Annotated in this window: 13 protein-coding genes; 10 read left to right on the forward strand and 3 right to left on the reverse strand. The window is 66.3% G+C overall.

What is annotated here, in order from left to right; genetic code table 11:
- The first annotated feature begins 32 nt into the window (after nt 1–32).
- The 3 genes from G452_RS0115455 (at nt 33) to G452_RS19890 (ending at nt 3,746) form a co-directional block, all read left to right on the forward strand.
- On the forward strand, nt 33–1,412 hold the full coding sequence (locus G452_RS0115455; RefSeq protein ID WP_022663168.1) for a WD40 repeat domain-containing protein: 1,380 nt from the start codon (nt 33–35) through the stop codon (nt 1,410–1,412).
- A 124-nt stretch (nt 1,413–1,536) separates the two neighbouring features.
- A complete protein-coding gene (locus G452_RS0115460; RefSeq protein WP_022663169.1) occupies nt 1,537–2,664 on the forward strand; it encodes a DegT/DnrJ/EryC1/StrS family aminotransferase in 1,128 nt (375 codons plus the stop codon).
- Nucleotides 2,665–2,675: 11 nt separating this feature from the next.
- Nucleotides 2,676–3,746, forward strand: coding sequence for an elongator complex protein 3 (locus G452_RS19890; RefSeq protein ID WP_022663170.1), 1,071 nt, complete (start codon nt 2,676–2,678; stop codon nt 3,744–3,746).
- 110 nt (nt 3,747–3,856) lie between these two features.
- Here G452_RS19890 and G452_RS0115470 read toward each other — a convergent pair whose 3' ends face one another.
- Complete coding sequence (locus tag G452_RS0115470; RefSeq protein ID WP_022663171.1) at nt 3,857–4,681, reverse strand: DUF169 domain-containing protein; 825 nt, start codon at nt 4,679–4,681, stop codon at nt 3,857–3,859.
- Nucleotides 4,678–5,187 (reverse strand): MarR family winged helix-turn-helix transcriptional regulator, encoded by a 510-nt coding sequence (locus tag G452_RS19895; RefSeq protein WP_211213500.1) that lies wholly within the window; start codon nt 5,185–5,187, stop codon nt 4,678–4,680. Before G452_RS19895 ends, G452_RS0115470 begins: the two co-directional genes overlap by 4 nt.
- Before the next feature lie 165 nt (nt 5,188–5,352).
- Here G452_RS19895 and G452_RS0115480 point away from each other — a divergent pair, with 165 nt between their 5' ends.
- From G452_RS0115480 to G452_RS0115505, 6 genes are all read left to right on the forward strand, one after another.
- A complete protein-coding gene (locus G452_RS0115480) occupies nt 5,353–6,510 on the forward strand; it encodes an amidohydrolase family protein (protein ID WP_022663174.1) in 1,158 nt (385 codons plus the stop codon).
- Between the two features lie 171 nt (nt 6,511–6,681).
- Nucleotides 6,682–7,608 carry an aspartate carbamoyltransferase catalytic subunit gene (locus G452_RS0115485; RefSeq protein ID WP_022663175.1) on the forward strand — a complete coding sequence of 309 codons (927 nt, stop codon included), beginning with the start codon at nt 6,682–6,684 and terminating at the stop codon, nt 7,606–7,608.
- 3 nt (nt 7,609–7,611) lie between these two features.
- Entirely contained in the window at nt 7,612–8,880 is a 1,269-nt protein-coding gene (locus G452_RS0115490; protein ID WP_022663176.1) for a dihydroorotase, read from the forward strand.
- 56 nt (nt 8,881–8,936) lie between these two features.
- Entirely contained in the window at nt 8,937–10,268 is a 1,332-nt protein-coding gene (locus G452_RS0115495) for an HD domain-containing protein (RefSeq protein WP_022663177.1), read from the forward strand.
- Nucleotides 10,269–10,491: 223 nt separating this feature from the next.
- Nucleotides 10,492–11,739 (forward strand): [FeFe] hydrogenase, group A, encoded by a 1,248-nt coding sequence (locus tag G452_RS0115500; RefSeq protein WP_022663178.1) that lies wholly within the window; start codon nt 10,492–10,494, stop codon nt 11,737–11,739.
- Between the two features lie 16 nt (nt 11,740–11,755).
- Nucleotides 11,756–12,097 (forward strand): iron hydrogenase small subunit, encoded by a 342-nt coding sequence (locus G452_RS0115505; RefSeq protein ID WP_022663179.1) that lies wholly within the window; start codon nt 11,756–11,758, stop codon nt 12,095–12,097.
- A 142-nt stretch (nt 12,098–12,239) separates the two neighbouring features.
- Here G452_RS0115505 and G452_RS0115510 read toward each other — a convergent pair whose 3' ends face one another.
- On the reverse strand, nt 12,240–12,791 hold the full coding sequence (locus tag G452_RS0115510; RefSeq protein ID WP_022663180.1) for a tetratricopeptide repeat protein: 552 nt from the start codon (nt 12,789–12,791) through the stop codon (nt 12,240–12,242).
- Nucleotides 12,792–13,016: 225 nt separating this feature from the next.
- Between G452_RS0115510 and G452_RS0115515 the strand changes: the two genes are divergently transcribed.
- Complete coding sequence (locus tag G452_RS0115515; protein ID WP_022663181.1) at nt 13,017–13,274, forward strand: TM1266 family iron-only hydrogenase system putative regulator; 258 nt, start codon at nt 13,017–13,019, stop codon at nt 13,272–13,274.
- The last annotated feature ends 18 nt before the right edge of the window (nt 13,275–13,292 follow it).

A 13,292-nucleotide genomic window follows, 5' to 3' on the forward strand; every position in this document is an offset into this window, starting at 1 on the left:
CGGGGGGTGCGGCTTTGGAGTACAGGAGTGCCATGAGCATTTCCGCGCGTTTCCGGGCTGTTGCGGCCCCTGCCCGCGCCGGGTTCGTCGCCCGCGCGCTCGTGGCGGCTTGCCTGCTGGCGGCGCTCGCGGCCTGCGCCGCGCCCTATCCCGCGCCGGAAAACGCCTACCAGGGCCTGACCCTGGCGCAATACCTGGCCGCGACCCGCGACGGGCAGGCCTTCAAGGTGGCCGACCTCTACGAGCCGCCCCCCGTGGTGGGGGAAACGCCCACGGGCCTGGGCAGCTTCGGTCCCGGCTACGCCCTGCTCTCGACCGGGCCGACGATCCTGGACCTGGCCCAGGGCGCCACGACATATCAAAGCTTTTCGACCGCGCTGGCCGTGGGCCTTGCGGACGGCGACGTCCGCGTCTACGGCGCGCGCTCCTGTCCCGGCATGGACCAGCCCGTCCAGGGCGCTCCGCGCAATCTGGCCTGGGGGCCGCAGGCCCGCTACCTCGCGGTCATGGGCCGGGATCCGGCCGCTGTATTCGTGTACGACACGGAAAAATGCCACCTCGACGAAATCATCCAGCTCCCCGAAGCGATCGCGGCCCTGGCCCTTTCCCCTTCGGGCGACCTGCTCGCCGCTGCGGCCGAGGACGGACGGATCTGGATCGGCCCGCCCAGGGGCAAGAAGCGCCCCGCGGCCGAGGCGGGCCAGCCCCTGCTCGCGCTGGGCTTCGGCCCGGACGGCGGCGTGCTCTTCACGGTCACGCCCGGCGGCGTCGTGACCCTGATCGACGTGCGCGAAGGCCAGGTGCTCGAACGCTTCAAGGCCAGGGGCGGGCCGTTCGACTCCGCGCGCTTCCAGGACCACTACATCGTGCTGACCACGCGGGAAGGACGGCGGCTGGCCTGGGATCTGACCACGCGCAGGCAGGTGCCCTTCAGCCGCAAGCTGGCGCAGTTCTTCATCGACGACGGGGTGCTGCGCTACCGCACCTGGAACGGCGCGCTGCACCTGACCCCGTATCCGGACGAGCCGCGCTTCGAGGTGGAATACGCGGACTCGCGCGGGCTGATCCGGATCCTCGACCTGGACGGACGGACCCGCTACTACGACCGCATCACGGGCCGGGAAACCACCGGGGCCTACGCTGCGGACTGGCAGCCCCTGCCCACCAACGACAAAGGCAATTTCTGCATCGGCGGGCAGTGCTACATGCTCACGGACCGGGCCTTCCAATGGGACCACGACGTGCTGCTCTGCCGCAGCGTGCCCGGCGTGGGCTGGTTCCTCTGGTGGGTCAAGAGCGAGCAGCCCGACCAGTTCAGCCCCCTGCCCGACCATCTGCCCGTGCGCGAAACGCTGCTGGCGGACGAGGCCGTGGAGTGGGCTCCCGTGTCGCCGCCGCCCGACTTCCCCTAACCCCCCGACGCCACCCCCGGCGCGCCGGACCGAACACCGCCCTTGCGCAGGCCCGCAAAAATCGCTACCGCCTTGGAAACCCCACTTCGCCCAGACGGCGAAAGCACATAAGAGGACATCCAACATGGGCATTCCCTTCATCGATCTCAAGACCCAGTACGCACGCATCCAGGAACAGGTGAACCGGAACATCCAGAACGTGCTGGAACACGGCCAGTACATCATGGGTCCGGAAATCCGCGAGTTCGAGGCCAAGGCCGCGGCCTTCGCCGGAACGAAGCACGCGCTCTCCTGCGGCTCAGGCACGGACGCCCTGGTCCTGGCCCTGATGGCCCTGGGCATCGGCCCCGGCGACGCCGTGCTGACCACGCCCTTCACCTTCATGGCCACGGCCGAAACCATCGCCCTGGTGGGCGCGGTCCCGGTCTTCGTGGACATCGATCCGGCCACCTACAACATGGACTCGGACAAGCTCGCCGCCGCCCTGGCCGGGCTCAAGGCCTCCCGGCCCGACCTGACCCCCAAGGCGGTCATGCCCGTGGACCTCTTCGGCCTGGCCTGCGACTACGACCGCATCCTGGACATCGCCAAATCCAACGGGCTCAAGGTCATCGTGGACGGCGCACAGTCCTTCGGCGCGGAGTACAACGGCACGAAGACCGCGGCCCTGGGCGATGTGGCCTGCACCTCGTTCTTTCCGGCCAAGCCGCTCGGCTGCTACGGCGACGGCGGCGCCTGCTTCACCGATTCGGACGAAATCCAGGCGCTCATGGTTTCCCTGCGCGTCCACGGCCAGGGCACGGACAAGTACGAGAACGTGCGCATCGGCATGAACGGCCGCATGGACACGATCCAGGCCGCCGTGCTGCTGCCCAAGCTCGAAATCTTCCCGGAAGAGATCCGGCTGCGCAACGAGGTGGCCGCGCGCTACGCCGAGGGCCTGAAAAACAGCGGGCTGGTGCTCCCCGTGGTGCCCGAGGGCTGCGTCAGCGTCTGGGCGCAATACTCGGTGCTGGCCGGCAGCGGCGAGGAGCGCACCGCGATCCAGGCCAGGCTCAAGGAGGCGGGCGTGCCCACGGCCATCTACTATCCCAAGCCGCTGCACCTCCAGACCGCGTTCGCGAACCTGGGCCACAAGCCCGGCGACATGCCCGTGAGCGAGGCCGTCGGAGAGCGCATCTTCTCCCTGCCCATGTCCCCCTACCTCGCCGAGGCGGACCAGCAGACCATCTGCGCCGCGCTCTGCGGCTGACCGGAGCGGGGATGCGCGTTCTCGACTTCGCCCATCCCGACCCGCAGACGAAAACGAACGGGCCGCGACTGCGGCCCGTTTTTCTGCCCTTTGCGGGCTGTCCGCACCGCTGCGCCTTCTGCGGGCAGCATCTCCAGACCGGACAGCGCGCCCGGCCCCTGGCCGAGATGCACCGCGCGCTGCGGAATGATCTGGAATCCGCCCGCGCCGCCATGGCCGCCGGACAGACCCGCCCCCTGGAGCTGGCCTTCTACGGCGGCACCTTCACGGCCCTGCCCGATTCCGATTCCGGTCCCTGGCCCGAACGATTCCTGAACCTGGCCGCGGAATACCGCGCCCTCGGCGTGGTCGGGCGCGTGCGCTGCTCCACCCGGCCCGACCGCACCGATCCCGAAATGCTCGCCCGGCTGAAGAGCCTGGGGCTGGACATGGTCGAGCTGGGCGTCCAGAGCTTCGACGACGCGGCCCTGGCCGCGTCGGGAAGAGGCTATGACGGGGAAACGGCCCGAAAGGGCTGCGAGAACGTGCGCGCGGCCGGGCTGCGGCTCGGCGTGCAGCTCATGCCCGGGCTGCCCGGCGACAGGCCGGGCGAACCGGACGGCACCTTCCGGCGCGATATCGAGATGACCGCCGCGCTCCGGCCCGACGCGGCCCGGCTCTATCCCTGCCTCGTCATCGAGGGCACGCCCCTGGCGCAGACGTGGCGCGCCGGAGGCTACCGGCCCTGGTCCCTGGAACGCGCACGCGCCGAGCTGGCCCACGGACTGGAGCGGCTCTGGTCGGCCGGCGTCCCGGTGATCCGCATCGGCCTGCACCCGGAAGCGGACCTGCTGCCCGGCATCCTGGCCGGGCCGTGGCATCCGGCCCTGGGGCAGATGGTCCGCTCCCTGGCCCTCTGCGCGCATGTCCTGGCGCGGGCGCGGGAACTGGGCAGCGGCCCCAAGAGCCTGCAAACGCCCCGCCGCTTCTCCGGCGAGATCATGGGCCACAAGCGCGAACTCTGGGAAAGGTGGAAGCGGGCGCGCATTCGCATCGAATTTCATGAGGGAGAGACGTTTCGGCTGGCCCTTGCAACGCCCTGAAACGCGACCGCCCCGCTTTCGCGGGGCGGAAAACGGGGGTCCGGGGGCCACTGGCCCCCGGCCGCCGGAGGCATTCCCTCTCCTCCTGCCGTTTCGGTCTGAACGCTTGGCTATTCCTCGCCCCAGGCCTTGGCGCTGCGGGCGATCTTCTTCCGCTGGCCCTGCCAGGTCGCGGTGCTCAGGAACGATTCCTCCCAGCGCTCAATCATGTCCAAATACAGGGCGTAGGGCACGGTCATGTAAAGCTCGTCCGTCTTCAGGAACTTGCGCATGGACGGATCCCAGCCGCCGAGCACGGCGCGGGTGCGGCCCGTGGCCCGATACGTGCGCGGCCAGGAAACCATGTTGCCGCAGCCCGGTCCCCAGGGCGAGGCCACGACCTCGGCGTCGTTGGTCAGGAACGCGGCGTATTGATGCAGCCCGCTCATGCTTTCGGGCCGTGCGAAAAAGGTCACGAATTCCGGGTCGTGCTTGAGCGGCTCGAAATCGCCGACCTTGCGGAACACGAGATAGGGATTGGGCGCGGGCAGAGGATCCATGCACTGGAACATGCTCTTGAAGGAATCCGGCCCGTCCAGGTAGTGCTCGGTTTCCATGCCTTCGGGCAGCCCGCAGCTGACGTAGCGGGCGATGAAGTCGTAGGGGCCTTTTTGAAAGCCCACGTACTGCGTTCCGCCGGGGCAGCCGGGATGGTCCGCGCTGGTCCAGGCCGCGCCGCCTTTCTTGCGCAGCACCCAGACGTGCTTGATCAGGCAGGAGAACCGCTCGAACGCCGGGCGGAAATCGGCCCGGCCCTTTTCCTCCTGTTCCAGGGTGGGCATGTCGCAGTCCGGGGGGTGGTTGTCGGAATCGGGCTTTTCCGCCTCGTAGGCCCAGGCGACCGGCTCTTCGGTGATGCCGAGAATGTCGAGGAAAGATTGCAGCTTGGAGTTCATCGATCGTCCTCCGTGAGAGTGTTCAGGTTGGCGATCATACGCCTGGCGAGGTCGAAGAAGAGTTCGGCCTCCTCGGCGCTGAGTCCGCGTACGGCTTGCTTGTTGACTTGGTGGGCGGCGTCCAGCACCTCGACCTCCAGCGCGCGGGATTTCTCCGTGAGCAGGATGCGCGCGCTGCGCCTGTCCGAAGGGTCGGCCCTGCGGGTGATCAGCCCGTCCCGCTCCATGCGCGTCAGGGTCCGGGCCATGGTGGACTGGTCCACGCCCAGGCAGCGGCAAAGCTCGGCCTGGGTGCGCTGATCCTTTTCCCAGAGCCAGACCAGGGTTCCGAACTGTCCGGCGCAGATGCCCAGCGGCTCCAATCGCCGGGCCAGCCGATTCATGAATCGCCGCGAAAGCTGGTTCGTCCAATACCCCGGAGCCTTCTCCCGCTGGAAGCAGCTTCCGAGCGCGGTTTCAGCGCAGTGTTCCGTTCCGGTTTCCATTGCAGATTCGATCGCAGTCATCGGCCCTCCGAATACATGGCTTGCCATGAACATGCATGGCTTGCCATGCGTTGTCAAGCAGGCTTCCACGGGGCTTGATAGCCACCTCTTGCGAACCCGAAAAAAGAGGGGTGCGGCGTCTTTCAATTCGCGGCGAAAGCGGCTACACTTCGCGATTAAGCAATCATGAGCACTCGAAACCTTTCGATTCTCCGTGCGGCCAGGGTCATGAGCATGGTCCCCGGCCAGGAACCGATACGCGATGCGGCCATCGTTCACGATGGCCGTTTTATTGTGCAAATCGGCCCGTGGACCGAGCTGCGAGCGCGGTTCCGCGGCCCCGTGGAAGACCTCGGCGGGGCCACGCTCTGCCCCGGCGTCTTCAACAGCCACACCCACCTGGAGATGTGCCACCTGCTCGGCAAGACCGTGCGCGGCCAGGGCTTCACATCCTGGATCAAGAGCCTCGTGGCCAACCCCATGTACGACATGGACGACGCGGAGGTGGCCGCGCAGTGCCGACGAATCCGGCGGCTCGGCACGGCCCACGTCGCCGACATTTCCACGAAGCAGGCCCCTCGCATCGCCGGCGTCCTCGACGAATCCGGCCTTTTTTTTGTGGCCTTCCGGGAGATGATCTTTTTCAGCCCGCCCCCGGACGAGCAGGACTTCGTTCCCGACGGGGAATTCGCCAACGGCGTGCTCTCCTGCGCGGGCCACGCGCCCTACTCCACCCATCCCGAAACCCTGCGCCGGGCCAAGCGCGCCTGCGCCGCGCGCGGACTGCCCCACTCCATCCACCTCGCGGAAAACGAGGAGGAGTCGCGCATTCTCATGGGCGAGCGCATCGAGTTCGTGGAGGTGCTGGAGCGCGCAAACATCCCCATGACCGGATTCAGGCCGCCGCGCGTCTCCCCCGTGGCCTACGCCCTGGACCTGGGGCTGCTGGACCCGGACACCCTGGCCGTGCACTGCGTGACCGTGAGCGACGAGGACATCGACATCCTGCGCCGCACCGGGACCAACGTCTGCCTCTGCCCGCGCAGCAACGACTACATCGGCGAGGGCCGCGCCCCCTGGGAAAAGCTCCGGGCCGCCGGAGTGAACCTCTGCCTGGGCACGGACGGGCTGGCCTCCAACCACGATCTCGACGTCTGGAACGAGCTGGCCTTTCTCAAGGAACGCTTTGTGGACGAACTTTCCCTGGAAGACGGCCTCGCGCTGCTCACGCGCAACCCGGCAAGAGCTTTCCGGGCGGAAAACCGCCTCGGCACGCTGGAGCCCGGCAAGGCCGCGCGCTGGTCCGTGGTTCCGGAAAACGTGCTCGCGCTGTTCGAGGCCTGAGCGACCGCAGCGGAAAATTTCACGCGCCGCCCACGGGCGGCAGGAACGACGACGGCTTCCGGCCCCTGCGGGGACGGAAAATAATATGCGAACGGCGACCGCGCCGGGACACTGCCCTTGCAGGCGGCCCCGCGCACCGGTCGCCCGGATTCCAGCCAGAAGGAAGAAGACATGCAATGGCGGCATAAGGATTTGTTGGATATTTCGCAGCTCAGCCGGGACGAGGTGCTGCACGTCTTCGAGACCGCGCAGTATTTCCGCGAGATCAACGAACGCCCCGTGAAGAAGGTGCCCACCCTCAAGGGCAAGAGCGTGGTGCTCTTCTTCGCCGAGCCGAGCACCCGCACCAAGACCTCTTTCGACATGGCGGGCAAGCGGCTCTCCGCGGACACCTTCTCGCTCTCCAAGAGCATGAGCAGCCTGCAGAAGGGCGAAACGCTCAAGGACACCGCCCTGACGCTCCAGGCCATGAACCCGGACGCCATCGTGCTGCGCCACTCTGTGAGCGGGGCGGCCAAGTTCCTGGCCGACCGCCTGCACTGCGGCGTGCTCAACGCGGGCGACGGCCGCCACGCCCACCCGACCCAGGCCCTGCTCGACGGCTACACCCTCTGGGAGCAATGGAAGGACTTCGCGGGCAAGACCGTGCTCATCCTCGGCGACATCGCCCACAGCCGCGTGGCCCGCTCCAACCTGATCATGCTGAACATGCTCGGGGTCAAGGTCCGCTTCTGCGCGCCGCGCACCCTGCTGCCCCCGGCGGTGCGCTCCTGGCCCTGCGAGGTCTACACCAGCCTCGACGAGGCCGTGCGCGGGGTGGACGCGGTCATGTGCCTGCGACTCCAGCTGGAGCGCCAGCAGGACGGGCTGCTCCCGGACCTGCGCGAATATTCCCGGCTCTACTGCCTTTCCCCGCGCCACATGGAGCTGGCCGCGCCGGACGCGCGCGTGCTGCACCCCGGCCCCATGAACCGGGGCCTGGAGATCAGCTCCGTGATCGCGGACGCGCCCCGGAGCCTCGTGCTCGACCAGGTGGCCAGCGGCGTGGCCGTGCGCATGGCCCTGCTCTTTCTCATCCTGACCCGCAAGGAGGCCTAGCCCATGTCCAGCCCTGATCTGATCGTCAAGAACGCCCGCCTGCGCGGCGAATCCGTGGACCTGCTGGTCAAGGACGGCAAGGTGCTGGAGGTGGTTCCGGCGGGCAAGGCGCCCAAGGATGCCGGGGAAACCGTGGATGCAGGCGGCCTTTCCCTGCTGCCCTCGCTCACGGACGTGCACACGCACCTGCGCGAGCCGGGCTACGAATGGAAGGAGGACATCGCCACGGGCCTTGCCGCCGCGGCCTTCGGCGGCTTCGGCAACATCATGTGCATGGCCAACACCGACCCCGTCAACGACAAGGCCGGAGTGACCGAAATGCTGCTCGACAAGGCCGCAACCGCCTGGCCGGACGGCCCGCGCCTCTTCCCCGTGGGCGCGCTGACCGTGGACCTCAAGGGCGAGGCGCTCGCGCCCATGGGCGAGCTGGCCGACGCGGGCTGCGCCGCCTTTTCCAACGACGGCGTGCCCGTGAAGAGCAGCGCGCTCTTCCGCAGGGCCATGGAATACGCCTCGGACTTCGGCAAGGTGGTCATCGACCACTGCGAAGACCCGTACCTCGGCGTGGCCGCCGGGGCCAACGAGGGCGAAATCTCCGGCAGGCTCGGCATTCCGGCCCAGCCCGACGCGGCCGAGGCCATCCAGGTGGCCCGCGACATCCTGCTCGCCGAATACCTCGGCCTGCCCATTCACCTGGCCCACATCTCGTGCAAGAAGTCCGTGGAACTCATCGCCTGGGCCAAGCAGCGCGGGGTCGACGTCACGGCCGAAACCTGCCCGCACTACCTGACCCTGACCGAGAACGAGCTGGCCGACTACGACACCAACGCCAAGGTCAACCCGCCCCTGCGCACCGAGGCCGACCGCCGCGCCGTGCTCGAGGCCCTGGAGAGCGGCGTCATCGACATGCTCGCCACGGACCACGCGCCCCACGCCGCGCACGAAAAGGAAGTGGAGTTCGACTTCGCGCCCTGCGGCATCACCGGGCTGGACACGGCCCTGTCCGTGACCTGGGGCCTGGTCAGCAAGGGCGCCCTCTCGGAAGACGCCTTTGTGCGCGCCTGGACAACCGCGCCCTGCGAACGCTTCGGCCTGCCCGTGAACCGCTTCCAGCCGGGCGATCCCGCCGACTTCCTGCTCTTCGACCCCGTGGAGGAATGGACGGTCACGCCGGAATCGCTGCGCTCCAAGAGCAAGAACACGCCGCTGCTCGGCCGCCCGCTTCGGGGCCGCGTGGTGCGGCATTTCCTTGCGGGCAAAAACATTGTATGAGTCCGGGACGTGAATACGATCGACATCCGAGCGACCTACCCGGAGGAGAAGAATAGATGAGCCAGCCTTTCAAAGACGCCGTGGGGTTCTGCAAAACCATCATGCGCAACGGCTTTGACGCCTACGTGGTCAATGCCCGCCTGCAACAGCAGACCCTCGGCCACGACGCCACCGAACAGGAAATCGACATCAGCACGGACATGGGCTTCGACGACCTGCTGCGCCTGTTTCCCGCCACCAAGCCTTCCCCCGAATCCGACGTGCTCGGTTTCTTCAAGGAAGGAGAGACGACCTACTACTTCTACAACTCGCCCGCAGCCACGGACGCCCACCCCGAAGAGTGCGTGGCCCGGCTGACCCCGCGCCTGATGAAGCGGCTGGAGCAGCGCGGCGAAATCCCGCTCTCCTCGGTCTGCCCCTACATCCCCTCGGCCATCGAGACCATGGACGGCTTCGCGGACTTCAGCAACGGCGAGGTCCGCTTCCTGGGCCTGCCGGACGAGACCGTCAAGCGCGACTACCTGCTGGCCGTCCGCGCCCTGCGCTTCGCCGCCAACTTCCACCTGCCCATCGAGCCGAACTCCTGGCTGGCCATCGTGCGCGGCGCGCGCCGCGTGCTCGACTACGTGTCCATCAGCGACATCATGGACGAGTGGCGCAAGGTCGAGGCCGAGAACATGTGGCAGTTCGCCCAGTACCTCTTCGACTCGCAGATTCTGCACGGGCTCGTGCCCGAAGTGGCCGCGCTCTCGCGCGTCAAGCAGATCAAGAACCCGGAAGCGGGCGAGGAAACCGTCTTCGAGCACACCATCGACGTGATGCGCCGCTATCCCGAAGTGCTGCCCTACGACTGGTACGGCACCCTGGCCTGCTTCTTCCACGACGTGGGCAAGCTCTTCACCGCGGAATACTTCGAGGGGCAGTGGACCTTCTACCAGCACCACTACGTGGGCGCGCGCGTGACCCGCAAGATCCTCAACCGCCTGCGCTTCGAGCCGGCGGACATCGACCTGATCTGCGGGCTGATCAAAAACCACATGCGCCCGCACTTCATGCTCACGGACAAGGGCATCCGCCGCTTCAAGGCCGTGGACGAATACCCGCGCATCCTGGAGATGGTCCGTGCGGACATCAAGGCGCGCGGCGGCTCCTACCGGGAGTTCAACCACAACCTGAAGATGCTGGAACGGGCCGACATCCCGGAAGACGCCCTGGAGCCCATGCTCAACGGCAACGAAATCATGCAGTCCACGGGCCTCAAGCCCGGCCCCACCGTGGGACTCATCCGCGACAACCTGCTCAAGGCCCAGATCGCGGGCGAGGTGCTCGACTACGACGGCGCCATCAAGTACGTGCAGGAATACGCCCGCCGCGAACAGCTCAAGTAGCCGACACGCGAAACGAAAACGGCATTACGAAACCCGCCCGTCCCGGACATCCTCCGGGGCGGGCGGGTTTTTCCTCCTCCCCTTCTTTTCGCCGTGCCATGATCCGGTTTTCCATGCCACGCATATTGTATTTTTCCCCCTTTGGTGCTACCGGATCAAAATAAGTGTTACGCATGGGCGAACGCTTGATTTGGATTTCCATAAACCCAAGAGGAGGAATCCGATGCTGGAAATGGAAATGGTCATGATGAAGGGATCCGCACCCAAGGACGTGGACCCGAACTCTTTCTCCTTCGTACAGGTGGACCCGGCCAAATGTCAGGCCTGCGGCACCTGCCACGAGGTCTGCGGCACGGGCGCGATCCAGCCCATCAACGCCGAGGGCATCCACGGCGTGGTGGATCCGGCCGCCTGCATGAACTGCGGTCAGTGTCTCGTGAACTGCCCCTTCGGCGCCATCTATGAGGAAGTCTCCTTTGTGGACGACGTCCTGGCCGCGCTGAAGGATCCGGACACCGTGGTGGTCTCCATGCCCGCCCCGGCCGTGCGCTACGCCCTGGGCGAGCCTTTCGGCATGCCTCCGGGAACCTACGTGGGCGGCAAGATGCACGCGGCCCTGCGCAAGCTCGGCTTCGACCTGATCTGGGACAACGAGTTCACGGCGGACGTGACGATCATGGAAGAAGGCAGCGAGCTGATCCAGCGCGTGGCCCATCCGGATCATCATCATCCCCTGCCGCAGTTCACGTCCTGCTGTCCGGGCTGGGTCAAGTTCGTGGAGTCCTACTACCCCGAACTGATCCCGCACATGTCCACCTGCCGGTCGCCCATCGGCATGCTCGGCCCGTTGTCCAAGACCTACGGCGCGCAGCAGGCCAAGGTGGATCCGGCCAAGATGTACACGGTTTCCATCATGCCCTGCATCGCCAAGAAGTACGAGGGCCTGCGTCCGGAGATGGCGGCCAGCGGCCACCGCGACATCGACGCCACCATCACCACCCGCGAACTGGCCTACATGATCAAGAAGGCGGGCATCGACTTCAAGAACCTCAAGGACGAGAAGCCGGACCCGGTGCTCGGCGAATCCACGGGCGCGGCCACGATCTTCGGCACCAGCGGCGGCGTCATGGAAGCGGCCCTGCGCCTGGCCTACGAGGTGCTTTCCGGCGACAAGCTGAAGAATCCGGACATCAAGGCCGTGCGCACCGCCGAGGGCATCAAGACCGCTTCGGTGGACGTGCCCAAATTCGGCAAGGTCAACGTGGCCGTGGCCAGCGGGCTGGAAAACGCGGTCAAGCTCTGCGAAGAGGTCAAGGCGGGAAAATCGCCGCACCACTTCATCGAGATCATGACCTGCCCCGGCGGCTGCGTGAACGGCGGCGGACAGCCTGTCGCCCCGGACGTGCGGGCCAGTCGCGGCGGTTCGCGCGTTCTGGCGGAGCTGAAGAACCGTTTTGGCCGCAACAGCTAATCGAAGGAGGATGGAGATGAACAACGCACTGGGCATGACCCGGAGAGGCTTCATCAAGGTCGCGGGCGTGACTGCGGCCGCAGCGCTGCTCAACGGCGGCATGCTGGTCGAGGCCGAGGCTGCGTCCCTGGACTTCGTGGGCCAGCGCCAGGCCGGGGTGTACGCCACGGACGCCAAGGTCTACAAGATCCGCAAGTCGCAGGACAATCCCATGGTCAAGAAGATCTACGCCAAGGACGGCTTCCTGTCCGAAGGCCCCCTGGGACACCGCTCCCACCAGCTCCTGCACACCTACTACTATGATCGCAGCGCAGGCGTGAAAGCGCTCAAGGCCAAGGGCGTGGAGCTCAAGGTCTAGACTGAGCTGGCGAAAACACCTCCGTTGCAACCTGAGGCGAGGGCCGTTCTGACCCGAGGGTTGCTCCTGGCGGCGCATGCCGCCCTGACCCGGCGCTTTTTCCTTCTTTCTTCATAACGTTGCGGGGGATTCCCCCCACGGATCATTTCCCGGCCAATCCTGCCAGGGCCGAACGCACCGCCTCGCGCAGCTCGTCCTTCTGATACTCCACCGCGGGCGGCATAAGCGCGTCCGACTCCAGATATTTCGAGAACTCCTCATAGTATCCCAGGGCCATGGAGCGGTCCGCATCGTTTTTTTCCGCTTTCCAGCGCTGCTCCAGCAGGCGCGCATAGTTGAACAGCGCCAGCGGGTAGCGGTCGATGCGCAGGGCGGCTTCATAGTGTTTCCTGGCCTTTTCCGCGTCCCCAAGGCGCATCCAGGCCACGCCCATGTCGTTGTGGGCCTCGGCCGCGTTGGCCGTTCCCTCGCAGCACTCCAGCACCTTGGCGTAGCGGGCCAGCGCCGCCTGGTACTTGCCCATGGCCAGATAGCGCTCGCCCTGCTGGATGAGCACGGCGGGCAGTTCCTGGGCCAGGGCGGCCGCGGGGCAGAGCAGCGCCAGGGCGAGCAGCAGCGCCGCAGGCGCGCTGCGGAGCGAGCCCCGGCAGCGGAGGGGGCGGCGCAGAACGCGCAGGTGAAATACTGGGGTCATGCCATACTCCCGTGTTATTATATTATGAAAAATATGCATTTTTTACATACATAAGCTTGATCGGTCTAGCTGAAACTCAGCGACGGACACGGCGTGAATAATATCGTATCATCTTGATTAATTGGCTATTGACTCGAATACTAAGGGGTTGTACCTCTGTCCCTGCGTGTTATGAATTATATTTTAGTAACATGAAACGGGCAAGAAAAAGTCGGGAGTAAAGGCGTGAAACCGGAAACGACCGTGCGCCGTCTGGGCGTGGTGGGCATCGTGGTCGCGGACCGACAGAGCATGGCCAGGCGGGTGAATGAAATTCTCAGCGATTTCGGTGAGATCATCGTCGCCCGTACCGGCGTGCCCTATCGAGAGCGCGGCGTGGCCGTGATCTCCGTGATCATCGACGCCACCACCAACGAACTGGGCGCGCTGACCGGTCGGCTTGGTATGCTGGAACATGTCAGGGTCAAGTCGCTGATGCTCTAGACCTCCTTTCTTGCGGAG

The organism is Paucidesulfovibrio longus DSM 6739 (assembly GCF_000420485.1).
GTDB lineage: Bacteria > Desulfobacterota > Desulfovibrionia > Desulfovibrionales > Desulfovibrionaceae > Paucidesulfovibrio > Paucidesulfovibrio longus.

What these genes read in the sequence shown, in the direction of transcription:
- G452_RS0115455 (WP_022663168.1), top strand. Translation starts at nt 33, where the DNA reads ATGAGCATTTCCGCGCGTTTCCGGGCTGTTGCGGCCCCTGCCCGCGCC.
- G452_RS0115460 (WP_022663169.1), top strand. Translation starts at nt 1,537, where the DNA reads ATGGGCATTCCCTTCATCGATCTCAAGACCCAGTACGCACGCATCCAG.
- G452_RS19890 (WP_022663170.1), top strand. Translation starts at nt 2,676, where the DNA reads ATGCGCGTTCTCGACTTCGCCCATCCCGACCCGCAGACGAAAACGAAC.
- G452_RS0115470 (WP_022663171.1), bottom strand. Translation starts at nt 4,681, where the DNA reads ATGAACTCCAAGCTGCAATCTTTCCTCGACATTCTCGGCATCACCGAA.
- G452_RS19895 (WP_211213500.1), bottom strand. Translation starts at nt 5,187, where the DNA reads ATGACTGCGATCGAATCTGCAATGGAAACCGGAACGGAACACTGCGCT.
- G452_RS0115480 (WP_022663174.1), top strand. Translation starts at nt 5,353, where the DNA reads ATGAGCACTCGAAACCTTTCGATTCTCCGTGCGGCCAGGGTCATGAGC.
- G452_RS0115485 (WP_022663175.1), top strand. Translation starts at nt 6,682, where the DNA reads ATGCAATGGCGGCATAAGGATTTGTTGGATATTTCGCAGCTCAGCCGG.
- G452_RS0115490 (WP_022663176.1), top strand. Translation starts at nt 7,612, where the DNA reads ATGTCCAGCCCTGATCTGATCGTCAAGAACGCCCGCCTGCGCGGCGAA.
- G452_RS0115495 (WP_022663177.1), top strand. Translation starts at nt 8,937, where the DNA reads ATGAGCCAGCCTTTCAAAGACGCCGTGGGGTTCTGCAAAACCATCATG.
- G452_RS0115500 (WP_022663178.1), top strand. Translation starts at nt 10,492, where the DNA reads ATGCTGGAAATGGAAATGGTCATGATGAAGGGATCCGCACCCAAGGAC.
- G452_RS0115505 (WP_022663179.1), top strand. Translation starts at nt 11,756, where the DNA reads ATGAACAACGCACTGGGCATGACCCGGAGAGGCTTCATCAAGGTCGCG.
- G452_RS0115510 (WP_022663180.1), bottom strand. Translation starts at nt 12,791, where the DNA reads ATGACCCCAGTATTTCACCTGCGCGTTCTGCGCCGCCCCCTCCGCTGC.